At 38.5% G+C, this 23,739-nt stretch carries 20 protein-coding genes; 1 reads left to right on the top strand and 19 read right to left on the bottom strand.

Annotation, left to right across the window (positions count from 1 at the left end; translation table 11 throughout):
- Positions 1 to 3: 3 nt before the first annotated feature.
- The 5 genes from BLS38_RS07125 to BLS38_RS07105 form a co-directional block, all read right to left on the bottom strand.
- Complete coding sequence (locus tag BLS38_RS07125) at positions 4 to 1,446, bottom strand: capsule assembly Wzi family protein (protein ID WP_092748115.1); 1,443 nt, start codon at positions 1,444 to 1,446, stop codon at positions 4 to 6.
- 24 nt (positions 1,447 to 1,470) lie between these two features.
- A complete protein-coding gene (locus BLS38_RS07120) occupies positions 1,471 to 3,675 on the bottom strand; it encodes a polysaccharide biosynthesis tyrosine autokinase (RefSeq protein WP_092748113.1) in 2,205 nt (734 codons plus the stop codon).
- A gap of 10 nt (positions 3,676 to 3,685) precedes the next feature.
- Positions 3,686 to 4,120 (bottom strand): low molecular weight protein-tyrosine-phosphatase, encoded by a 435-nt coding sequence (locus tag BLS38_RS07115; RefSeq protein ID WP_092748111.1) that lies wholly within the window; start codon positions 4,118 to 4,120, stop codon positions 3,686 to 3,688.
- 1 nt (position 4,121) lies between these two features.
- Positions 4,122 to 5,222: a polysaccharide biosynthesis/export family protein gene (locus BLS38_RS07110; RefSeq protein WP_425283472.1), complete on the bottom strand. Its 1,101-nt coding sequence runs from the start codon at positions 5,220 to 5,222 to the stop codon at positions 4,122 to 4,124.
- A gap of 214 nt (positions 5,223 to 5,436) precedes the next feature.
- Positions 5,437 to 6,198 carry a DUF4184 family protein gene (locus BLS38_RS07105; RefSeq protein WP_171258552.1) on the bottom strand — a complete coding sequence of 254 codons (762 nt, stop codon included), beginning with the start codon at positions 6,196 to 6,198 and terminating at the stop codon, positions 5,437 to 5,439.
- 140 nt (positions 6,199 to 6,338) lie between these two features.
- Here BLS38_RS07105 and BLS38_RS07100 point away from each other — a divergent pair, with 140 nt between their 5' ends.
- Positions 6,339 to 6,932 carry a hypothetical protein gene (locus BLS38_RS07100; RefSeq protein WP_092748105.1) on the top strand — a complete coding sequence of 198 codons (594 nt, stop codon included), beginning with the start codon at positions 6,339 to 6,341 and terminating at the stop codon, positions 6,930 to 6,932.
- A 186-nt stretch (positions 6,933 to 7,118) separates the two neighbouring features.
- Here BLS38_RS07100 and BLS38_RS07095 read toward each other — a convergent pair whose 3' ends face one another.
- The 14 genes from BLS38_RS07095 to astC form a co-directional block, all read right to left on the bottom strand.
- Entirely contained in the window at positions 7,119 to 7,610 is a 492-nt protein-coding gene (locus BLS38_RS07095; protein ID WP_092748103.1) for a flavin reductase family protein, read from the bottom strand.
- A gap of 155 nt (positions 7,611 to 7,765) precedes the next feature.
- Positions 7,766 to 8,794 carry a methionine synthase gene (locus tag BLS38_RS07090; protein WP_092748101.1) on the bottom strand — a complete coding sequence of 343 codons (1,029 nt, stop codon included), beginning with the start codon at positions 8,792 to 8,794 and terminating at the stop codon, positions 7,766 to 7,768.
- 34 nt (positions 8,795 to 8,828) lie between these two features.
- Positions 8,829 to 9,806 (bottom strand): DUF1852 domain-containing protein, encoded by a 978-nt coding sequence (locus tag BLS38_RS07085; RefSeq protein WP_092748099.1) that lies wholly within the window; start codon positions 9,804 to 9,806, stop codon positions 8,829 to 8,831.
- Between the two features lie 506 nt (positions 9,807 to 10,312).
- Complete coding sequence (locus tag BLS38_RS07080) at positions 10,313 to 12,385, bottom strand: OPT family oligopeptide transporter (RefSeq protein WP_092748097.1); 2,073 nt, start codon at positions 12,383 to 12,385, stop codon at positions 10,313 to 10,315.
- Positions 12,386 to 12,638: 253 nt separating this feature from the next.
- Entirely contained in the window at positions 12,639 to 13,349 is a 711-nt protein-coding gene (locus tag BLS38_RS07075) for a PqiC family protein (RefSeq protein ID WP_092748095.1), read from the bottom strand.
- Complete coding sequence (locus BLS38_RS07070) at positions 13,339 to 15,000, bottom strand: PqiB family protein (RefSeq protein WP_092748093.1); 1,662 nt, start codon at positions 14,998 to 15,000, stop codon at positions 13,339 to 13,341. Before BLS38_RS07070 ends, BLS38_RS07075 begins: the two co-directional genes overlap by 11 nt.
- 1 nt (position 15,001) lies before the next feature.
- Positions 15,002 to 15,790, bottom strand: coding sequence for a paraquat-inducible protein A (locus tag BLS38_RS07065; RefSeq protein WP_092748091.1), 789 nt, complete (start codon positions 15,788 to 15,790; stop codon positions 15,002 to 15,004).
- Positions 15,787 to 16,452 carry a paraquat-inducible protein A gene (locus BLS38_RS07060; RefSeq protein ID WP_092748089.1) on the bottom strand — a complete coding sequence of 222 codons (666 nt, stop codon included), beginning with the start codon at positions 16,450 to 16,452 and terminating at the stop codon, positions 15,787 to 15,789. The genes BLS38_RS07065 and BLS38_RS07060 overlap by 4 nt, the downstream gene beginning before the upstream one ends.
- A 399-nt stretch (positions 16,453 to 16,851) precedes the next feature.
- Complete coding sequence (locus BLS38_RS07055; protein ID WP_092748087.1) at positions 16,852 to 17,547, bottom strand: aspartate/glutamate racemase family protein; 696 nt, start codon at positions 17,545 to 17,547, stop codon at positions 16,852 to 16,854.
- A gap of 9 nt (positions 17,548 to 17,556) precedes the next feature.
- Complete coding sequence (gene astE / locus BLS38_RS07050; protein ID WP_092748085.1) at positions 17,557 to 18,528, bottom strand: succinylglutamate desuccinylase; 972 nt, start codon at positions 18,526 to 18,528, stop codon at positions 17,557 to 17,559.
- A gap of 22 nt (positions 18,529 to 18,550) precedes the next feature.
- Positions 18,551 to 19,894, bottom strand: a complete 1,344-nt coding sequence (gene astB, locus BLS38_RS07045; protein WP_092748083.1) for an N-succinylarginine dihydrolase — start codon at positions 19,892 to 19,894, stop codon at positions 18,551 to 18,553.
- A gap of 24 nt (positions 19,895 to 19,918) precedes the next feature.
- Positions 19,919 to 21,373, bottom strand: coding sequence for a succinylglutamate-semialdehyde dehydrogenase (gene astD, locus BLS38_RS07040; RefSeq protein ID WP_425283476.1), 1,455 nt, complete (start codon positions 21,371 to 21,373; stop codon positions 19,919 to 19,921).
- A gap of 27 nt (positions 21,374 to 21,400) precedes the next feature.
- A complete protein-coding gene (astA, locus tag BLS38_RS07035; RefSeq protein WP_092748079.1) occupies positions 21,401 to 22,423 on the bottom strand; it encodes an arginine N-succinyltransferase in 1,023 nt (340 codons plus the stop codon).
- A 20-nt stretch (positions 22,424 to 22,443) separates the two neighbouring features.
- On the bottom strand, positions 22,444 to 23,655 hold the full coding sequence (gene astC, locus BLS38_RS07030) for an acetylornithine/succinylornithine family transaminase (protein WP_092748077.1): 1,212 nt from the start codon (positions 23,653 to 23,655) through the stop codon (positions 22,444 to 22,446).
- Between the last annotated feature and the right edge of the window lie 84 nt (positions 23,656 to 23,739).

The raw sequence follows: 23,739 nt of genomic DNA, 5'->3' as shown, positions 1-23,739 counted from the left end.
TTATTAAAAAACGAGCGGAAACTTCACACCCAAAGAAACACCATTGTCAAAATGACGATTTTCTGAATGCCCAACCCAGCCATTTACTTGTACTTCGTAGCCTGATTTAAAGGTATTCGTCCAACCTAGCTCTAATGCTTTAATCGTATCTTCATGACTAAAGGCTTGGTTAATGGTTAAGTTTGACTGATTCACTTTGGCATACAATACTCTAGTATTTAATCGATTCATGGTATCTAGCTGTATATTGCCACCTAGGCTATACATTTGGCCATCGCCCCCCATTGCATGCCCAAGCGGATAACCATATTGGTAATAACCATCTGTATACTGGTGATGATTATACGTATAACCCTCTACCTTACCGCTCGTTCGTGTATCTGCCCACTCTGCATATAACTGATAAGGTAGCCCTTGATAACTTGAGGAAAAATCTACACCAGCCAAATATAAGTTACGTGATGGCAACTTACCCGACTCATCTTCACCAATAACCTGTGTATAAACACCTACAGGCACATTAAATAAAGGTTGTAAGTTTAATCGAGCATCAAATCCCCCAAGCTGATTAGATGCATTTTCTGCATTTGCATCACACTGAACGTCTTGGCAACTATTGTCATTACCAACAAAGGCATTCCAATATGCTTTAAAGCTATCGGGTTGCCCTTTACCCCCAATCTGAAACGTACGCGATGCACCTAGCTCTAAAAAGGGGAAAGGCTGTATTGTTACACGCATACCCAATAATTTGGCGTCTGGAACAGCGGTATAATGTTGTAGTTGACCTGCAAATAGTTGATACTGCCATGGGCCTAACCAAGAAAGCCATTTTGTTTCAAAGGCCTGTTGCTGTGCGCGTTGCGCTGAAAAACCAGCTACAGGGCGAGTTGCATCTCCACGAATTAAACTACCATCATGCCCAGGGCCCCACCATACCGGTATATCACCCACAATAAGCCATTGGTTCCATACTTTTCCTGCTGCGTAAGAACCATTCAAATTCAGCTTACTATTTGTTTCTATACGTTGTTTACTTTCAACATTGGTTTGTAAATGAATATCCCAATTTGAAGTACTGTGTTGTAACGTTAGGCCTGCTTGGTATTGAGAAGTATTGTTTTCTGAGAAACTAGAAGGCAAACGGTTTTGATCGGTCGCTGCATTTAGCTGTACTGTTGCGAAAGTACTTGGCTGTAATTTTTGTACCACAGCATTAACTACTTTTTGTTGTGCACTATTTTTAGCAACAGCATGGCTCAAAGCATCATTTACGGCATCGGCACTCATAGGCCAAGTCGAAGTACTTAGCTGTATAACACCTTGCTGGTTAAGCCAGTTTAAGTCTGATCGTAAATTAGTGTCGTTCAGTAACAATGCTTGTGCAGAGGCAAAAGTACCCGTTAAACCTAACGCAGACAGCAATACTATTTTTTTCAACAACATATCTTCTCTCACCTTAATTTTAATTTATTTTTTAGGTTTATAGTCGTAGGCGTAATTATAGCCATAGCCATAGCCACCACTACGTTGAATATCATTGAGTACCACACCATGTATTGGACTATTTGAGTTACTAAAACGGTTAATCGTTAACTCAAGCTCTTTCTTACTCGTTTTAGCAAAGCGCACGACCAATAAGTTTACATCACTAAACTGTGACACAATAGTTGCATCTGTGACTGCAAGTACAGGTGGCGTATCTATAATAATATGATCATATTCATTTTTTAGTTGCGCTAGCATTTGCTCAAATAAACCAGTATTGAGTAATTCAGATGGATGCGATGGATTTTTACCACGCCCTAAAAAGTGAAGTTTCTCTAAGTCAGTTGTTTTAATGACTGTATTAATGTTGGCTTTTTCTAACAGTACTTCAGCTAAGCCATTTTCATTTTCATCACTAAAGTATTTATGTAAATAACCACGGCGCATATCGCCATCTATAAGTAAAATACGACTACCACTTTGCGCTAAAATAGCGGCTAAATTGGCTGAGATAAAAGATTTACCTACTGCAGGTGATGCACCAGAAATCATAATGACTTTATTTTCAGTTTTTGCCAATGCAAAATGAATCGCTGTACGCAAACTTCTTAAGCTTTCTATTGCAACATCATCGCTATCCTTAATGGCAAGTAGCGGAATATGCTTTTTCTTTTTCAGTAACTTGTCTTTAATAATTTGCTGTGGTGAACGCGGTACAGTCGCATAGACTGGTAGGTCAAACTGAGTCTCTATTTCAGATGTATCTTTTATACCTGTACGTAATAAGTTACGTGTTAATGCAATCATTACACCAAAAAACATGCCAACAATTACAGATAACGCTAAAATAATCAAATTGCGTGGCTTAATTGATTTAATCGGTTCAATGGCTGTATCGATAATGCGGACATTACCAATTTCACCTGCTTTCGCCACACTCATTGTTTGGTATGTATTGAGTAAGCTAGTATAAAGTTCACTCTTTACCTCTACCTCACGGTACAGTTGTAAATACTGACGCTGTGTTTCGGGTAGTTTTTTCAAGCTACTATTGAGTTCAGCAATTTTTTGGTCAATTGCAGTGATTTGTGCATTAATCTGCAACACCATTGGGTGCTCAGAAGTATATTTCGCTTGTAATTCAGCTTGCTTTTCTTTCAATACAATTTTTTGTGTTTCCAAATCTACACTTTGCTTTAAATATAACTGTGCTTCTTGGTTTACATCGACTGTATTATTTTTTTCACGAAAACGGTTAAATATTTTTTCGGCAGTATCTAAATCTTCTTTTAAAATTGGTAATTGTTTATTTAAGAAAGATAACGTTTGTGCTTTTTGCGCTGAACTACTTTCAATATTTTGTTGTTTATAGTTACTCAGTACACGATTCAATGCTTCTGTAATCAGCTGTTTGTCTGTGCCTTGGTAGCTTAAACCAATAATATTGGTTTGCTTTCCTTTTTCTTGTGCAGAGTAACTGGCTAAAAAGTTGTTAGTGGCTGTAGTAATCGCATTTTTAGTAATAATATACTCATCTTGAATACGATCTTTCGTATCTATTTCAACAGCCCATCCACCATCTGCAATGTCTTTTTGCTGTTCAACAGTATTTAGCTGTCCTTTAAAAACCACTTGCTCTGTTTTTTGATCAGTCAGTGTATATCCATTCGCATTAAAGCTTAATAGTAAAGGTTCATCTAAAAATGCTTGTGGTACATTTAGCTTTTTAATCTGAAAATTGGCTTTGTCTTGGTAAACCAACACGCCGCGAGCTGCATATTGCGTATTAAATTTTAACGGGCTAAAAATTTTTGTAATGAGGGAATTGTTTTTAGGCACAATCGCAATATCTAAATTTAACTGCTGTATGGTACTGCCCAAAACTAAACGTGACTTTAAGATTTCCACCTCGCCGTCGGCCACTTGTGAGCCACCTAGGCTACCTGCACCCATAATACCAGATAGCTCTTTACCCAATAGTGCAGATGAAGCACCACTTTTATCTTCAACCTGTACCATCGCATCTACAGCATATACTTTTGGTGTAACTCGCAAATATAAAATAGCGCAAACTAAAGCAATCAATATGCAGATAATAATGACTTTCCACTGCACAATTAAAGAGAAAAACAACTCTTTTAGGTCTATGGTATCTTCAGGTTTTTGTGGTGTATATGTATAGCTCATAGAATCCGCATCAATTTGTTAAATTTTTATTCCAATCTGCAACACATGTCGTAATAAGATCGCAGGCCTCATCAAAAACATGTTGCTCTTTTTTAAATGGGTCAGCAATATTTCTATCTTGCCAATGCCCTAAACGGAACGTCTTTCCTTTTGCCATAGGCCATGTTTGCTCAACGTGCTTTTGTTGGCGCTGGCTCATCACCAAAATCAAATCTGCACCCATAACAAGTGCTGTATTTAGCTGTCTTGCACGGTGTGGTGATAAATCTAGCGCCAAACGTTTGGCTGTATATTGTGCTTTTTCATCTGCTGGATAGTCGACCAATGCGGAAATGCCTGCAGATGATACATTTAAGTGAGGACATTGTTTTTTAAGTAAATACTCACCTATGGGGCTACGGCAAATATTGCCAATGCAAACCACCAATACATTTTTGATTTGCATATTATTTTCCTAACTGGTCAATCGTATACAGTGTACTAGAGAATGGAATGATTTGATTGACAATACGCTGCCAGCGTGTCAAACCAGTTGCATCGACATAGACTACATCGTTACGTTGCATCACAAATTGATTTGCGATGGCTAAGTCACCAATATTAGATAAATTCATTTGATAAATTGTGGTTTTTTTATCTTTTAAGTCACTACGTACCACATAAATTTTGCTCGCGCTGGCTGCTGTAGCATCTATACCTAAACCTTCACCTAAAACGTCAGATAAACTCATGCCTTGGTCGCGCATAGGCAATGCTTGGTTTTTACCCGCCTCACCCATCAAATAAATTTTGTTATCTGCTTTAGCATTTACATAAATGGTATCATCAGGTTGTATAAGCAGTTTATTTAGTGAATAACCTGCTTTTTCTAAAGCTACCGTATTTAAGTTATAGCTTTGGCCCTGACGTACGAGCACCACTGATGTATTGTCACCTGTTGTAGTTACGCCACCTGCAAGACCAAGTGCTGCATAGACATTAACAGGTTGATCATTTAAATAAAATTGACCACCTTTTTGTACATTGCCCTGTACAGAGTAGCGCTTACCCTGATACGTAATCACACGTACGACAACGTCTGGGCTTTTTAAGTAACGTGCAAAAAGTTGACGCACTTCTTTATTCACTTGCGTTAAGTTTTTCCCTTGGGCCAAATAACGACCAACCAATGGCAAATAAATATAACCTTCTTGGTCTATCGGATAACCATAAGCTTGTACACTTTGCTCATTAGTAGTCGTTGCTACTGGCGGTGAAATTTCAGGATAATTCCAAAGTTGAATAGAGAGTACATCGCCAGAGGCCAATTTATAAATATGTTGTTGTGTATTAAATAATGCCGCATAGTTGGTGATATTTTCAGCTTTGATTGGCGTAATGGCTGAAATGGTATTTTGATTTAAAGGTACAACGTTCACTGTTGTCCCTAAGTCTGTTTTATACTCACCCTGAGCCGGTAAATTATAGGTTTGCAAACCTGACACCATTGCACAGCTCGTGACATTTATGCTTAAAAAACCAACCAGAAGTATTTTAGAGTAATTCACTTTAATCACTTGAGTCTAGACACTGTAATATATGTTATTTGACTTATAATAATCTAATTTTCCTATATTCCAAGCACTCTGATGTAATTTCTTTATTTTTTATAAAAATCTAGAGTTTAAATACAAATACAGGTTAGAAACAACATCATATAAAACAGCATACTAAACAGTATAAGCGATTAATACTAAATCACTTTTTATTTAAATTCTATCTTCATCTCAAAATTAATCTCAATTGTTTAAGTAACATATATCCCACACTTACAGCGGTTAATCCAAGTAAAGCACCTTTAAAAAAATCAACCAATCCATCGCCAACTGTATGATAAGGATCAATTTTTAAACGTTGCCAACTTAATGCATCTATCCCACACCACACTTGCACAAAAGCAAATATACAGACCACTGCACATAAAAGGAATATTGCAGGTATTTTCAGAGATAGTCTCGTTACACGATATTGTTTTACATACTGATGCGTCATATAAGCGATGATCGGCAGAGGAATGGCTGAGCTCACAAGCTGTAAAAGCATGTGCACAGAAATAATATGGCCAAATAACGATATATTTTTTGAGAGTTGCTCATAAAAAATTAATGTGCGTGCATCTGCATGTGTGAAACCATCCCACAGTAAATGTGTTGCTACACCTATAATAATGGCAACAACAGTCATCATTATAAAAAATAATTTTTTAGGCCACGTGGGTAATTCAATTGGATCATTCAATACAAAAAAATCGTAGAGCATAGGGCGATAAAAAAAGTACCACAAGGCAGTAAAAAACAGACCTATAAACAAGTTTGGCTCGATAATTGCAGACCACTGATGGCTCGCATTATTGTCATTTTCGACAAAAAATCGAATAAGGTCTGGTGTCATACACCCCACCGCTAAAGCAGCAATTGGCAACTTACCTTTGCTAAGTCTTGCCAATGGCGGTGCAAGTACGGCGTGAGAAATTGTAAATGGCAATGCAGTGTCCTTCATCTAATATGTAATTGCTTTTAGCTAAACTTTATTGAATCAGCTTTTATTTTTAAGCTATTTTAAGTTTTGTACTCTAAGATCAATTCCTGTTGGCAAAATGTAACAAACGTACTTAGAGAGTAACTATGATTTACAGTGACTACAGCATACAAGAGTTAAACCATACGATACCCACCGTTGCACATTATGCTGACGTGACCAATACACTCAGCAAAAATAGCTTTTCTATCGATGACTACATACAGAAACAAATCAGTGCAAAACACCTTAAAAATAGTCTTTCTGATACATATAGTGCAATTTACAAACATTTAAATGATGCCATTATTAAACAAACAGATCAAATGAATCAAATCTTTGATTTAAGTAAGTTTACCAATCGACTCAAGCAAATTTCTGCACGTGTCAGCTCTGCACGTTGCGCACGTAGCATACGTACTGCACTTGAAAATGCAGGTGCCCAAATTGGGCAACACCCTGTTGCTGCATCAGATTGGGGACAAACCTTAGAAAAAATTGGTTATAAAAAAATTGACCCAGCTTTTGATCAACCGGTCGAAGGTGATATTTATATTATTCAACGTACTAGACGCCATACGTATGGCCATATTGCAGGCTACACAGGAACACAGTGGGTTTCTGATTATAAACAGCCTTCATATGATGTATATCATGACCCCGAAGCAACCTATGCATATTACCGTTTAGGTATGTCTTAGAATATAAATGAACCATCATTTGGTATACAACAGATTTATATTATCTAATTTTAAAATAAAAAAACCTCACAATTTGAGGCTTAAAATACCGGATCGCATCATTCAAAAATGTATAGTTATGGCCATAAGACCAAACGTATTAGTATTTGGCTAACGATTTAACCTAGTCATGATTTTAAACTTCATTTAAACCATGTCTTCATTTCCAACCTGATGATAAGCACGGTTAAAGTAAACGAGGCCTGACTTATTTGTATTTTGTTGAATTGCAACTACAGCACACATAAATATAGCATGCGTTCCAATTTCTTGAATCTGATCAATTTTGCAGTCAAAACTTACCAATGTCTCTTTTAAAATTGGTGCTCCTGTCATTAAAGTCGTCCATTCACCATGTTCAAAGCGCTCTTCTGAACTCAGTTTTGAGGCAAATACTTGAGACATATTTTGTTGATGAGCAGCTAACACATTTACCGTTAAAATTTTATTTTCTATAAAGTGTACGTATGATCTAGAAGATGTATTCATACATACCAATAAAGTACCAGGCGTGTCAGTGACACTACACACAGCAGAAGCTGTAAAACCGTGATGGCCAGATACGCCTGTGGTGGTAATCACATTGACTGCACTTGTTAATAAAGACATTGCATTTCTAAAGTCGATTGCTTCAACCATGACGTTATTCCTTGTTTAAACCACGTGTATCTGTCGTGTATAGCAAAATGCAACTCTATATCATGTCAAAGAGCTACAAGAGAAAGGGGCTATTGTATAAAATAAAGACAACTTTAACCCTAGGCTAAAGCAGTCTTTATTCTGATTGAGCTATTTTATTTCAATAGCTCATTACGTACGATGGCTGCACCAGCAGTTAAGGCATTCAGTTTACCTCTCGCTACCGAACGAGGTAACGGTGCCATACCACAGTTTGTACATGGGTAGAGTTTATCTGCATCTACAAACTGCAATGCTTTTCTGAGTGTATCTGCGACTTCTTCTGGCGTTTCAATTTGATGATTTGCCACATCAATAGCGCCCACCATCACTTTTTTGCCTCGAATCAGTTTAAGCAAATCCATTGGCACATGAGAGTTGTGGCATTCAAGTGAAATGATATCAATACTCGATTTTTGCAATTTTGGGAATGCTTCTTCGTATTGTCTCCACTCTGAACCGAGTGTTTTTTTCCAATCTGTATTGGCTTGAATACCGTAACCATAACAAATATGAACCGCAGTTTCACACTTTAAGCCTTCAATCGCTCGTTCAAGTGTAGCAATCCCCCACTCATTGACTTCATCAAAAAAGACATTAAATGCAGGTTCATCAAATTGAATGATATCAACCCCAGCTGCTTCTAGCTCTAAAGCTTCTTGATTAAGAATCTTGGCAAATTCCCATGCCAATTTTTCACGGCTTTTATAATGGTTGTCATACAGTGTATCTATCATGGTCATTGGACCAGGCAGTGCCCATTTGATCGGCTGATCTGTTTGCTGACGTAAAAACTTTGCATCTTCAACAAACACAGGCTTTTTGCGTACCACTGGGCCAACAACTGTAGGTACACTTGCATCGTAACGATCGCGGATTTTAACTGTTTCACGCTTTTCAAAATCAACACCTTCAAGGTGTTCAATAAAAGTGGTCACAAAATGTTGGCGTGATTGTTCACCATCACTCACAATATCAATGCCTGCAACAGATTGCTCTTGTAGGGACACACGTAAAGCATCTTGTTTGCCTTCAATGAGCTGATCGCCTTCTAACTTCCAAGGTGACCATAGCTTTTCAGGTTGAGCTAGCCAAGACGGTTTTGGCAAACTGCCAGCAGTTGAAGTAGGTAATAATTTTTTCATAATAAAGTCATCTTGCCTATTTTTAATTGATCAGTTAAACAACGTAATCTGCAGCCCATTTTTCAAGAATGTCTTGGTATGGCTGAATGAACTGTTCTTCTGTAAATTTACCTTGTTTTACTGCCAATTGGCTACGTTCTTCACGATCATACACAATTTGGGTCAGCGAATAATCTTGGTGCTTTAAACTAGGTTGGTAGCACTGCCCTGCTGCTGCATTGGCATTATAAATTTCAGGGCGGTAAATTCGTTGGAATGATTCCATAGTACTAATCGTACCAATCAATTCAAGATGACTATAATCGCTGAGTAAATCGCCACGGAAATAAAAAGCCAAAGGTGCAACACTATTTTTTGGCATAAAATAGCGAACCTCCAAACCCATTTTTGCGAAATACTCATCGGTCAAAGAGTACGCATCTTGTTTGTATTCAACACCTAAAACTGGATGCTCGTTTGTAGTACGGTGATATGTTTTAGTGGTTGAAACACTTAAACAAATTACGGGTTGCTTATTAAACCTTTCTGCATATGTACTTGAATTTACAAATGATTGAAAGATTTTTCCATGTAAATCACCGTAGTTTTTTGGCACGCTAAATTGCGTTTGATTTTTATTATGTTCATGTAGTAGTACACTAAAATCATAATCACGTACATATGAAGAAAAGTTATTACCAACAATGCCATCAATTCGTTGATTATTTTTATGATCAACAATATGTGTTTTCAATATTTCAATGGTTGGAAAAGTATTGCCATTGCCTTCAACGTCAATATCTACAGAAACAATTTCAATTTCTAAAGAGTAACGGTCTGCATTGGGGTTATCCCAATGTGCCAAACTGTTAAAACGATTATTCATCATGGTCAGCGTATTACGTAAGTTTTGTTGGCGACTTTCACCACGAGCCAAATTCGCAAAATTTGTTGTTGTACGAGTATTATTTGATGGCTGATAGTTTTCGTCGAAACGAATGCTTTTTACTGTAAATGTAAACGCTGTAGTCATGTGATTTGGCACCTTATTTTTTGAGATAAACACTGCATGTCTGTTGCTCTTGCTTACTGTATATTCCAATCTTGGCATTTTACAGTTCGTCATATATTTTGTTTTTCTACCTTGTGCCAAAGGTTCAAGGAGAAGTTAACAATTTATATTCGCTATCGTTCAGAGCATGGTGTTATTTATACCGCAATCCATGCATGAATAAAAATGATTTTATTTCACAAAAAGGTGAGCTAAATTCATTTTATGTTTTTGGAACCTGAGATGGTATGGCTTAGTTTGAAAGAATCTCAAATATTTGACTGATGATTTAAAGTGTTTTATTAAAATATTCCAATATTTTAGGTCGCATTTGAAAGTGTTTATAATTTTAGACTCTTGGTTCTAACAAATAAAAACGTCTTAGAACATACAACAACAAAAGACATGGTTAAAGCCATATTTTGAAATAAATACAGGCATACATGGCCGAGATTACTCAGCCATGTATTTTAGCGGTTCGCTTACTTCTATTTTAATTTTAAACAACGTTGCACAAAAATGAATATCGCTACACTAAAGAATGTCAAACCTAAATAATCTGCAACATGGCCCCAATTATTTAATTGAATTGCAATCGGCGAATCTGAACCACCCGTACTCGTTGAAATCACAATTAAAATAGCTAGAACCACTCCCATCAAACTTTCACCCACAATAAGACCTGCAGCGAATAAAGTACCACGCTGTTCTAGCTGTTTCATGGTATCTGCTTGCTGTTCAATGTGGGTCTGTTTTTTGACGTATTTTTTAATGAGCCAAAACATGACTGCACCAATAAATAATGGCATATTCACACTGGGTGGCAAATAAATTCCCATACCAATGGCCAATACAGGTAAACCCATTTTATTATGGCTGATTTTTTTCAAAATAAAGTCTAAAACAATACAGACAACACCAATCAAAACACCAATAAAAATATAATTCCACTGCAATTGATGAGAAAAAATACCTTGTGCAATGGTCGTCATCAGTAACGCTTGTGGTGCAGCAAGTGCTTGAGCCGGGTCCATATTGGCACGAGGCATTGCACCAGCAAAACCATAAGCATGATATAGCAACTCTAGTAATGGTGAAATCATCAATGCACCCACAATACTGCCAATAATTAATGCAATTTGTTGGCTTTCGGGTGTGGCATGTATAAGATGGCCTGTTTTTAAATCTTGTAAATTATCATTAGAAATTGTAGCAACAGCCAATACTGCAGAAGTACCAAATAATGTTAGGGCTGTAAGAAATTTCACACCGTGACTAGATGTGGTTAAATGCTCAGCATTGCCCACAACCAATAAAATAACAGCAAACACCAAAACCGATAAAATACCAATCCCAGAAATTGGACTTGAAGATGACCCGACCAAACCCGCCATATAGCCACATGCGGCAGCAATTAAAAAACCTATTACAAATGTGATGATTGTCATGAGCAACACCAATGCCCATGCCATTTTAATGTCTAAGCCTGATGTTTCCACAAAAGAGTAAAAGGTCACAAAAAGAATCACAACCATAAACAAAGTAATGCCCAGCATGTATTTTGGACTTAAATCACGTGCTGCTCGTTCTACTGCTACATTTGAATTTTTAACTGAAGTGTATGCTGAAATAGATAAACGAACACCTTCAATCATGGGCTTAAATAAAATGAGTAATGTCCAAATTGCAGCAATACCAATGGTCCCAACTCCAATAAATCGAACCTTTGATACCCACAGTTGTTGAGCGAATGCTGTCATTTGCATATGTTCAGGTTGTGGAACAATACTGCTCAATACAGGAACTGCAACACCCCAAGCAATAAATATACCTAAAAATATGGCACATCCTGCTGCAAGCCCCATCAATGACCCTGCACCTAGTAAAGCTAAAGAGAATCCCATAGGTAACTGAAAAATGGCTGTACCTGATTTGAACCAAAAACTTGTACTGTCTGAAATTACACGCACGCCACTGTTAAGAAATGTAGTAATGGCTGCTAATACACCCCCAAATACAATCTCTTTGGCATGGTTTGTTTTTGATTCAGCATGTTGCTGATCTTGTAATAACTCACCATGTTCGTTTGCAACACGACCCACAGCACCTGCTTTTAAAATTTCAGCGGCTGCCACTCCTTCAGGATAAGGCAAACTACTTTTTACAACCATGACTTGCCTTAATGGCACTGTAAAAATAACCCCAAGTATGCCACCACTTAAACACAACAATGTCGTTTGCCAAAATGGAAATGACTGCCAATAACCCATCATTAATAAACCGGGAATAACAAAAACAACAGAGGATAACGTTCCTGCAGCAGATGCCTGAGTTTGTACAAAGTTATTTTCTAAGATATTTGAATTTTTTGCATAACGTAAAACTGCCATTGAGATCACAGCAGCAGGAATAGATGATGCAAATGTCAGCCCGACTTTAAGCCCCAAATAAATATTAGATGCCATAAAAATAATGGTCATTAAAATGCCAAGAATCACCCCACGTACTGTAGATTCTTTATACCCCAAATAAGGATCTGTATATTTTGATGGATGTTGCATGAATTGAACCTCTGTTTTTTTATTTGAATTTAACTTAGGATTCTTAAATAAATCTTTTTGGTTTTCAAATCTATTTTTCTAAATAATAAAAAAATTTATTTTATATTTAATAAGTTAGTAAATGATGTAAAAATCAAATTCTTTAGTTTTCTTAATAAGTGCTTTAAAATATAGTTGAGCGACTAAGTAGATACACCATGCTTTAAGCTCTATTTATCTGCCACATAAATAGAGCATTTGGTGTACATACCCATTACGAACAAACGGTATTACTCACCTGAGAAGTTCCTTTTTCAACAGCAAGTACAGTATCTGATATACCTGTAGTGACTCGACTCAGTGCCAATTTAGATGCACTCACCATATCTGGAATTGTAGCTGTATTGGCCACATTTTGATTAAAAGTCATTCTGCAACTTAAAGGTTTATGAATAAGTTGCTTTGTCGTTGAGCTCGTTTGAATGGGATCAATAGGTTTTATTATCCAGCTCACTTCCACTTCAACATCTGCATTTTTTTGTGGAGATGTTGATTGAATAATATCAAAACGTGAAAAATCAATCGCTATTCTGTAGACCGTACTTGTGGTTGAAATACCATTACTATAACGATCTACCGCACCAAGTTGTTGTTGAAGGCCCGAAGAGAGACTGTCATGCAATTCCGTCGCTAGACTAGAAGTCCATCGATCATTGTCTAAAATTTTCGCTTGACCTTGTGCTGTATTAACCATTATAGATGGGCGATCTAAACGATCAGGTAAACTCACAGGTAAGACTTCAATGACTCTGAGTGTTGCCCCCCCTTGTGCAGGTAAAACACGTGGTGCAAGCGTATAGTAGTTGGGGGTCACAGAACTGGCACAGCCTGTTAACCCAATCAAAACTATACTCAATACTGCCAATGATACAGCTGGTACTCGATTCACTTGAGACAAACGGAGTGCTTTCATTTTATTTAGCATTTTTTATTTCTCCTTTTTTACCACGAATCAGAGATTCAGGATGTTGCTCAATATAATCAGACATGAGTTGTAATGATGCCGCTGTACGTGTGACTTGTTGTAGTACTTTACGCAAGTCCTGTTGTAGTGGTGCGTCACCAGACAATACTGATTCTGTCGATTGCATGGTTTTACGTGCATCATTTAATGTCGCTTGAAAATCTGGTGCAACTTTAGTGTCAAGCTGTTTCACGAGTTTGTCTGTTGAATCAATCGTGGTATTCATACTTTTTAAAGTTTTACGTACATCTGCACCAATTTCATTAATTGGGAATTTACTTACTTTATCTGCTATTTCAGAGACTTGCGCTTGTAAACTATTTAGCTCAGGCGGTATTGTTGGTACTTCAACTAAATCCCCCTCGTGATGTATTAATGTCACAGGCTTCGCTTTGTTAAACTTATCAAAGGCAATATAGTTTTGTCCTGTTAACAAGTTACCTGTACGCATTTGTGCACGCCAGCCTTGCTGAATAAAGCTTCTAAAAATAGTCCCTGTTGGATCCATTTCTTTACCATTGGCTAAACGAGATGGGTAAAGCACAGCATCTACACGCATACGTAGCTTACGATAATTTGGCTCAAACTCAACATTAATTGCTGTCACATCACCAATGTTTATGCCCATAAAATCAATCGGTGCGCCTGCAGCGAGTCCACGCAGTGACGTATCAAAATACATCACAATTTTACGTGGCTTACCATCTGGCACTTTCAATGCATCTACTTTCGAGTTCCATAAAGTAAACTGACTCTTTATAGGTGCAATCCCGGCATTTGAATTTTCTGGATAACCAAAAGCAACACCACCTGTGACAATACTGGCTAAAGATTGTGTGTTCAAACTAAAACCTGAGGCATTTAAGCTAACATCTACCCCACTGGCTTGCCAAAAACGTGCATCTGTCGTTACGAATTTATCGTAAGGGCTACGAATAAATGTTTGTAACTCTACGTGCTTACCATCTTCAGATAAGTTATACGCCGTAATTTGACCAACATTCATTCGTCTATAGTAAATTGGGGAGCCAATATCTAAAGATCCAAGGTTATCGGCTGTAAGAAAAAATATTTTTCCTGGTACATCAGATGGTACGACTGGTGGCGTTTCTAAACCCACAAAATCGGTTTGTTCTTCAGATATTTTTCCGCCGTCTACTTCAATGTAAGACCCCGAAAGCAATGTATCTATACCCGATACGCCTGTTGTACCAATACGTGGGCGTACCACCCAAAAACGTGAGTCTTTGGCTGCAAAATTACGATTATCTTTGGTCAGTTCAATTTGAGCAATCACATGACTATTGTCTGACGCGAGTTTAATTTGGCGCACAAGACCAATATTAACCTGCTTATAACGTACATTGGTTTTACCTGCTTCAAGGCCATCGGCTGTTCTAAAGCTCACTTCAATGGTTGGCCCCCGCTCCCAAATGGCTTTTACAGCCAATGAAAGTGCAATCACTAATGCAACAATGGGAATAATCCAAATCAGTGACACTTTACTACGTGGTTTCTTTCTTTGAGGTTCAAGAATATTTGTGCGCTCTGGTTGCTGTTGCGCATTGGTTTTCTGCTCTAAACCATCATCAGTTTTTATATTTTCAGACATATTATCGTTCATTTAATGATTTGGAATGGGAAGGGTCAGATTGGGGATGTGACTGTATTAAATTATGATTCATTTCAGCAGGTGTTGACTGAGGTGGATGCATAACTTCTTTTTTTGAATAATAATTATCCCAAATCATGCGTGGTTCAAAACTCAGTGAAGCTAACATGGTTAAAATAACAACTGCACCAAAAGCAACAGCACCCGGGCCTGCGAGTATTGTGGCTAATGATTGAATTTGAATCAGTGCTGTCAGTAAGCTCACCACAAATACATCTATCATAGACCAACGACCAATAAACTCTACGATCCGGTACAAAATACTGCAATGCCTTGGGCTGAAATTCCACCGCTTTAAAGATTGCATATAAATACTAAGCAATAAAAAGATCAGAATAAATAGTTTTAATAACGGAATAAAGATACTGGCCAAAAAAATGACTGTAGCAACAAGGTAGTCTTGCGTTTGCCAAAAGTAAATCACGCCACTCATAATGGTGTCTTTTTGACTACCGAAAACAGAGTTGGTAATGGTCATTGGAAGTATATTTGCAGGAATATATAAAATTGTGGCTGCTATTAAAAATGCGAATGTTTTTTGTAGACTTTGTGGTTTTCTAACATGTAATGCCAAGTGGCATCGGGGGCAATATTGAGGTTCAGGTTGTTCCTCTGTTTGCACATCTATTGGCTGATTCGCATGACTAAGTAGGCCGCAACAATGACACCGAATTAAAGATAAGTCACTAGCACGCGTATAATAGGTATGATTTTGCTGATGATTTTTCATGGCAAATACCTATCTATGGCATCCCATGTATCTTGCACTTTAATATCATTCAAATACACCATAAAAATACTGAGTAAAGCAAAGCCCCAAAGTGCAATTTCAGGAATCACAATCACCATACTAATCAGTTTAACCAAGGTCACTAAAATACCAATCAAGAATACTTCAACCATGGCCCACACTCTAAATAAGTACAGGGTTCTGAGTGCAAAGAGCATAAAGTATGGTCGTCTTTTGAACCAGCCGACATTTACAAACACGTACATGAGTAAGATTAAATTCACCAGAGGAACAATAAATGTGGTCAGTATTAAAATAATTCCGACAATTGCTCGATCAATTTCAAACATCGTCCACGCTGCACCAAGCAATGTGGTTTGTATACTGTTACCTTGTACCTCAACTTTTATAATCGGAAAACTATTGGCAACAATAAAAATAATCAATGCCGTTAATACCAGTGCAATTAAAGTACTAAAAGGTTTTATATCTTTATAAATTTCTGCACCGCAACATAAACAGCGTGCTTTCTCACCTTGAGCCAAAGGAACTTTATGATAAAGCGTGTCACATTCCTCACAGCTTGCAAATTGCGTTAGATCGTGAGGTACATACGCGGCCGTTTTATTGACTAATGTATTTTTTTCATCAGCTTGGGTCATATAATCGATACACCCTTATTGGTTTATTTTAGTCAGATCGATTGTTATGTATTCTATTTAAACATAAATCAATCAATAGTACATAATCATCGACCCATTTTTGTAAAAATGCATGCACCTCTACTCTAATTACAAAATAAATTTGAATACTTCATTTTATTTATACATACCATACGCACATAAGAAAAAATATTTTTTATATAAAGAACAATATATTAAATCTTAAAAAATTAAACTCGAATCGCTACACGCCCTCGCTCATTGGCTGACTCAAACATAAATGCTCAATTTCAGATATCACATTTCAACTAATCATCATTTAAAAATTATTTTTAGATTGACTGATCTAACTCACCATCATCAACCAATACAACATATTTTATGCATATAACTTCGTTGTTAATTGTCTAACATAAAATCAACTGCTGACTGTACATGTATAGATGTGGTATCGAATAACGGCAAGTCATGTGCTGTGGTTTCTGGCAATAACATCACAATTTCAGTACAGCCTAAAATTACACCTTGAGCCCCTTGTTGTTTTAAATCTTCAATGATTTTTAAAAATAACTGCTTAGATGATGCTTTGACCTGCCCTAAGCACAGCTCATCATAAATGGTACGATGTATAAACACTCGATCTTTATCTTGAGGTACAAGCACTTCTAGGCCTTGCTCCATCAAACGAGCTTTGTAAAAATCTTGTTCCATGGTAAATGCTGTGCCCAATAGTGCAACACGCTGTATACCCTGTGCCAAAATGTGTTTTGCTGTCGCATCGGCAATATGCAATAACGGCACAGTCATGGCTTTTTGTATTTCTGGCGCAACCAAGTGCATGGTATTGGTACACAATACAATTGCATCGACCCCGGCACGTTGTAATTTTTGCGCTTCTTGTTTTAATACTTCAGCAGCTTGTACCCAATCGCCTTGTTGTTGTAATTGTTCAATTTCAGCAAAATTCACACTATTTAAAATGACTTTAGCACTATTTAAACCACCTAAATACTGCTGTACTGCTTTGTTTAAATGCTGATAATACAAGGCTGTAGACTCCCAACTCATACCACCCAATAAGCCAATTGTTTTCATTATTATCTCTCATTCTATGCGTTTAAGTAATAACCCCGCACGTAAGCCTAAAGCCACGTTTGGGTTTGGAAATAAAATATAAAAGTTTTCTGTTGCATACATGACGTCTTGTTCAGATGATTTAGTGACCCAATCTCCTCTTTTAAACTGAGAAAAATTGGCTGCATCTGGGCTTAAATTCAGTTGAAATGTTGCTGTTTTTTTAATAATCGCCTGTTGGACTGCAAATTGTTTGATGGTTTCTTTACGGCGTAAAGGCAACGTATCTTGTGCAATCACTGCACGAAGTAACAGGTCTATGCCTCTAAAGTCAGCCAAATGATTATGACCAAATGGCTTAGCTTTACCTAACTCTAAAGTCACACTGTGCGCATGACAAACGTGCATACTAAAATGGCTAAACGTCACGCCTACGCTATTGTGATAAACCAATGCATCTAAATCTGCACATTTCAACTGGGCTAATAACAATGGGTCATAGGCATGTGTTTGGTATGGCAACATAGCAAATGTTGGAAAAATGGCCTCACGAATAGCCGTATGTAAATCATAATGATACCGCTGTGTATACGGTGCAATATCATAGAAATCTAGACAATATTGCTCAAGCTTTTGTACACGTTCGGTTTCAGCACATGCTTCAATATTCTGATACGCCCCAGAAAACATACGGTTCATGTCATAGTTAATATAACGCACGCCTTGCCGTATGGCTTCAGGATTACCTAAAATCAGCAACAATCCAACCTTTAACTGCAACCGACCTGCCATGAGGTCATCATAAATTTTAAAGAGCAATTCGATTGGTGCTGTTTCATTGCCATGTACCCCTGCAGAAATCACCACTGAACAGTCATAAGCCATCTTCGGTGTAAAACACACCACACCTTCGTCCCACCAAGACCAGCGAAAATTGGCTTCTTCACCCTCTTTCACTAAAAGATCATGTGTTGGCTGTAAGACCTGCTGTAACATGTTCATGTGAACCCCTCAGTAAGCAAAATTAACTACGCTGAAAATCGTATACTGAACCGAGTTTTAAAATTTGTGTCAGCTCGTCAAGTGCCGTTCTGTTTTCTTGCAGTAAAGCTGGGTCTGCCAAGTCCTGTTGTGACAATTGATCACGGTAATGCTTTTCAACCCAGTCAGTTAAAATCTCATATACCGCTTCATTCATAAAGACATGCTGATTAATCGCGTCTAACTCATCTTCATTCACAGCAACACGTAACCGTAAACACGCTGGGCCACCGCCGTTTTGCATACTTTCTCTTAAATCAAAGACTTGAATTTGATCTATTGGTAAGCCTGAATGAGTCATTTCAGTAAGATAATCCCAAACCGCTTTATTTTGACGAGATTCTTCAGGTACAACCAAAGTCATTTTGCCATTGGCACGGGTCAGTATTTGGCTGTTAAATAAATAAGTGGACACCGCATCTTGTACTGAAACACGCGAGTTCGGCACAATAATTGGACGAAACTCTGCACCTAGTACTGCCATTTTTGCTTCAATTTCAGCAAAAGCATGTGCTGTTTGTACAAAGGCATGTTCGTGGCAAAAAAATACCTGTTGATTACTCACCGCAATCACATCGTTATGAAACACCCCTTGGTCAATTACATCTGGATTTTGTTGCAAAAATACAGTATTTAAATCATTTAACCCATGTAAACGAGCAATCGCTTGACTGGCCTCTAACGACTGGCGCGCAGGATATTTTTTTGGTCCTAAATGATTACCAATAAATTGCTGACCATACACAAATACATTCACACCCGCTTGATCATATGCACCGCCTAAGCGATTATGATTAGCTGCCCCTTCATCACCAAATAAAGCCACACCGGGTAATGCATGATGGTGGCTAAAGTATTCTTCATCGTGAAACATGGCTTGTAAAATACGCCCTGTTGTTGGGTGCTCAATGGCGCGATGAAATTTGTTATTTAAGTTGGCAGGCGTGAAATGTACTTTTCCATCGGCACTGTCCGCCGACGGCGTAACGGTACACGAGTTAGCTGTCCACATGCTCGATGCCGAACTGAGTGATGACAGTAAATCAGGCGATGTTTTCATGGCCTGTGTAATCACTTGCTCATCTGTACCACTAAAACCAAGTTGGCGTAATGTCGCCAAGTGTGGGCGTTCTTGTGGTGCAAAAACAGCCTGCTTTAAGCCCGAGTCTGCCAAAGTTTTCATTTTTTCTAAGCCTTGCAATGCAGCAAGTTTAGGGTTCGCGCTATTTTTTTTATTTTTGGTCGATGCTTCATTGCCAAATGACAACCCTGCATAATGATGCGTTGGGCCGACTAAACCATCAAAGTTAATTTCATAACCAGACATAACAACACTCCTGTAAATCTATTTTTATAGTTGAATACCCGGGCTTAATGTTGCAGGTAGGCTCACATGGTCTTCTTCAAGTGATGCCATTGGCCATGCACAATAATCTGCCGCATAAAATGCACTGGCACGATGATTCCCCGATGCACCCACACCACCAAAAGGTGCTGCACTCGATGCACCTGTCAGTGGTTTATTCCAATTGACAATACCCGCACGTGCTTCCAGCACCAATCGTTCAAAGTCTGCTTTATTTGGCGAAACTAAACCAATAGCCAAGCCAAATCTGGTCTGATTGGCAAGCTTAAGTGCTTCATCAAAGTCGATATAACGGTAAATTTTAGTCAGTGGGCCAAAGTACTCCTCATCTGGAATATTTGAGATGTCTGTTACCTCTAAAATACCCGCAGTCAATAAAGCATTGTCTGGGTTTGGGCGTGTCATTTTTAAAAGTGATTTTGCACCTAGATCAATTAATTGTTGCTGTACTTGCATGAGCTGATCTGCGGCATGTGATGAAATCACCCCTCCCATAAATGGTGCAGGCTCACTGTTCCAAGCACCGACTTTTAGTTGTTTAGCCACGTCAATAAAACGTGCCACAAATGCATCACCTATCGCACCTTCTTTCACTAAAATACGGCGTGCACAGGTACAACGCTGACCTGCTGAAATAAATGCCGACTGAATGGCCAAATGCACGACAGCATCTAAATGCGCTATTTCATCAATAATGAGCGCATTGTTACCACCCATTTCTAAGGCTAAAATTTTATCGGGACGACCAGAAAACTGCTGATGCAAGTGATACCCTGTATTGGCACTGCCTGTAAACAGTAAGCCATCTATATCTAGGGCATTGGCTAAAGCTTCACCTGTACTGCGACCGCCTTGTACCAGATTAAGTACGCCGTTTGGCAAGCCTGCCAGTTGCCATAGTTTTACGGTTTCTTCAGCGGTACGTGGCGTGAGCTCGCTCGGTTTAAACACTACAGCATTGCCTGCAATCAGTGCAGGAACAATATGACCATTCGGCAAGTGACCCGGAAAATTATATGGGCCAAAAACGGCCAATACGCCATGCGGTCTATGTCTTAATGATGCACGACCACCTGCCATATCTTGGCTATGTTCGCCTGTACGTTCATGGTAAGCACGAATAGAAATGGCAACTTTACCCACCATAGACTGTACTTCAGTCAAAGACTCCCACAGTGGTTTACCTGTTTCTTGGCTAATGGTTTCGGCCAATTGCTGTTTATGTTCAGTCAGTAGTACTGCAAATTTTTCTATTGTTTTTATACGTTCAGATACAGCTAAGCGTGCCCATGATGGAAATGCTTGACGAGCCGCGATACAAGCAGACTGTACATCATGTGTGGTCGCTTCATGACCTGACCACACTAAAGCATGGCTCACAGGATCTTTTTTTTCAAAAGCTTGACCTTGTGCAGGCAACCATTGCCCATCTATAAACATTTTGCCGTGTTGCATGCTGTAATGCTCCTAAGTATTTAATGGCAATATCCGCACATGGCTGCCCACCTCCACGTGTAATTGTTGGGCTTGTATCTGGGTTAAATAAATATGTTCTAAATCCATTTCAGCTTCAACTAAAATGGCACAATAGTTTTTATAGTCATCGTTGGCTACCATGAAACGTGGAGCATCTAATGGTGTTTGTGTTTCTTGTATAATGACACGGCGTTGTTTACTGTCACGCACCGCACGTAAGTCATCTATATTGGCTTCTATGGTCGGCCCTGCATCAAAAATATCAACATAGCCTTGATACTTTAAACCTTCAGTTTCCAATAAGCGATATGCGGGGCGTGTATGCTCATGCACTTGCCCAATCACTTGTTGCGCTTCTTTTGGCAGTAGGTCAACATAAACAGGAAAGCGTGGCATTAACTCGGCAATAAATACTTTCTGCCCAACACCGCTTAAATAGTCCGCTTTTGAAAAAGGCATATTAAAGAAGTGATGACCCAGCGCAGACCAAAATGGTGAGTAGCCGTTTTCATCACTATAACCACGCATTTCTGCAATTAATTTTTGTTCAAATTTTTGCTGAAAGGCTGCAATAAATAAAAAGCGTATTTTAGAAAGAAATTTACCGTTTTGATTTTTTCTAAACTCGGGGTCTAAAAATAGCGTACATAGCTCACTTGAACCTGTGTGGTCATTACTTAGAAATAAGGTGTTGAGTGACTGATATACATTCAGTGCTTTAGATGCATGTACCTGTTTACCCACATGAAAGTTATAGAAGGGTTCAATCAATCCAACCGCAACTTCTATACCGCTCACACCCACGACTTTTTGCTGTGTGGTGTCTTCTAAAACGAATAAATAGCCTTGTTCACTTTTTTCCAAGTGGCCTTGACGTGTTTGTTCTGTACGAGCAAGTTTGGCAATTAATGCATCTTCATTTTCAGGCAAAGAAGTCAGACCAATGCCTGACTTCTTTGCTAAAGTGTAAATGTCATTTAAATCACGTTGCTCGGCGTGTCGCACTCTCATCATGCTAAACCCACCTTGTATAATTAAGCTGTGGTAAAACCTGCTAAAGCCTGTTCAAAACGTGCCAAACCTGTGGCTACTTCTTCATCAGTAATCACCAGTGCAGGTGCAAAACGAATCACATTTGGCCCTGCAATCAGCACTAATAAACCGTGTTCTGCACACAAAGTCATAATATCTTTAGCGCGACCTGCGTATTTGGCATTTAAAACACAACCAATGAGGAGGCCTTGACCACGTACCTGTTCAAACACTGCATATTTGTCATTCAGTACTTTTAAACTTGTAAAAAACTGCTCAGAACGCTGTTTTACGCCGTCTAATGTTTCTGGGCGATTCACATATTCAAATACTGCATTCGCAACTGCACAGCCAAGTGGGTTACCACCATAGGTTGTACCATGATCACCAATCGCATATTGGCTTGCATAATGGTCTGTGGTAATCATGGCCCCAATAGGGAAACCGCCACCTAGTGCTTTGGCAGTGGTTAAAATATCTGGGGTAACACCTGTATTCATATAAGCATACAGTGCGCCTGTACGGCCAACACCTGTTTGCACTTCATCAAAAATTAATACTGCACCCACTTCATCACAACGACGACGCAAGCCCTGTAGAAACTCAATAGTGGCAGGTACAACCCCGCCTTCACCTTGAATTGGCTCAACAATGACCGCACAGGTTTTTTCACCAATCACAGCCAATGCTGCATCTAAGTCGTTATAATCGACATGTTCAATATTTGCAGGCAATGGTGCAAAGTCTTGTGAATATTTTGGCTGACCACCTGCAGTCACGGTAAACAAAGTACGACCATGAAAAGCATTTTTAAATGCTACAATTTGATTTTTATCCGTTTGGCCACTGTTTAATCCTACTTTACGAGCCAACTTTAGTGCCGCTTCGTTGGCTTCTGCACCCGAGTTAGCAAAAAAGACTTTATCGGCAAAAGTATGTTCTACTAAATTTTTCGCCAAACGCAATACAGGCTCATTGGTATACACATTACTCACATGCCATAATTTTTGCGCTTGTTCTGTCAATGCATTGACTGCAACAGGGTGAGCATGGCCCAAGGCATTCACAGCAATACCGCCTGCAAAATCAATATATTCTTTGTCATTTTGGTCCCAAATACGAGAGCCCCGACCATGTGTTAGTACAAATTGTGCAGGTGAAAACACAGGTACCATATAGTCGTCAAAATGATGTCTTTGAATTTGATCTTGCATGCCAACCTCAACTCAGCACATAAATGTGCATTTGATAAAAATAATATCTCTGACCCTGATATTAGCATTTAGGCCATGATTTCA

The organism is Acinetobacter boissieri (assembly GCF_900096955.1).
Taxonomy (GTDB): Bacteria; Pseudomonadota; Gammaproteobacteria; order Pseudomonadales; family Moraxellaceae; genus Acinetobacter; species Acinetobacter boissieri.
The sequence above is the reverse complement of the archived record's forward strand: the minus strand, read 5'-3'. Positions and strand labels throughout refer to the sequence as shown.

Coding starts and splice junctions, on each gene's coding strand:
- BLS38_RS07120 (WP_092748113.1), bottom strand. CDS start 3,675: ATGAGCTATACATATACACCACAAAAACCTGAAGATACCATAGACCTA.
- astE (WP_092748085.1), bottom strand. CDS start 18,528: ATGAACATGTTACAGCAGGTCTTACAGCCAACACATGATCTTTTAGTG.
- BLS38_RS07115 (WP_092748111.1), bottom strand. CDS start 4,120: ATGCAAATCAAAAATGTATTGGTGGTTTGCATTGGCAATATTTGCCGT.
- BLS38_RS07060 (WP_092748089.1), bottom strand. CDS start 16,452: ATGACCCAAGCTGATGAAAAAAATACATTAGTCAATAAAACGGCCGCG.
- BLS38_RS07055 (WP_092748087.1), bottom strand. CDS start 17,547: ATGAAAACAATTGGCTTATTGGGTGGTATGAGTTGGGAGTCTACAGCC.
- astB (WP_092748083.1), bottom strand. CDS start 19,894: ATGTCTGGTTATGAAATTAACTTTGATGGTTTAGTCGGCCCAACGCAT.
- BLS38_RS07075 (WP_092748095.1), bottom strand. CDS start 13,349: ATGCTAAATAAAATGAAAGCACTCCGTTTGTCTCAAGTGAATCGAGTA.
- BLS38_RS07080 (WP_092748097.1), bottom strand. CDS start 12,385: ATGCAACATCCATCAAAATATACAGATCCTTATTTGGGGTATAAAGAA.
- BLS38_RS07085 (WP_092748099.1), bottom strand. CDS start 9,806: ATGACTACAGCGTTTACATTTACAGTAAAAAGCATTCGTTTCGACGAA.
- astC (WP_092748077.1), bottom strand. CDS start 23,655: ATGCAAGATCAAATTCAAAGACATCATTTTGACGACTATATGGTACCT.
- astA (WP_092748079.1), bottom strand. CDS start 22,423: ATGATGAGAGTGCGACACGCCGAGCAACGTGATTTAAATGACATTTAC.
- BLS38_RS07070 (WP_092748093.1), bottom strand. CDS start 15,000: ATGTCTGAAAATATAAAAACTGATGATGGTTTAGAGCAGAAAACCAAT.
- astD (WP_425283476.1), bottom strand. CDS start 21,373: ATGTTTATAGATGGGCAATGGTTGCCTGCACAAGGTCAAGCTTTTGAA.
- BLS38_RS07090 (WP_092748101.1), bottom strand. CDS start 8,794: ATGAAAAAATTATTACCTACTTCAACTGCTGGCAGTTTGCCAAAACCG.
- BLS38_RS07065 (WP_092748091.1), bottom strand. CDS start 15,790: ATGAAAAATCATCAGCAAAATCATACCTATTATACGCGTGCTAGTGAC.
- BLS38_RS07095 (WP_092748103.1), bottom strand. CDS start 7,610: ATGGTTGAAGCAATCGACTTTAGAAATGCAATGTCTTTATTAACAAGT.
- BLS38_RS07125 (WP_092748115.1), bottom strand. CDS start 1,446: ATGTTGTTGAAAAAAATAGTATTGCTGTCTGCGTTAGGTTTAACGGGT.
- BLS38_RS07100 (WP_092748105.1), top strand. CDS start 6,339: ATGATTTACAGTGACTACAGCATACAAGAGTTAAACCATACGATACCC.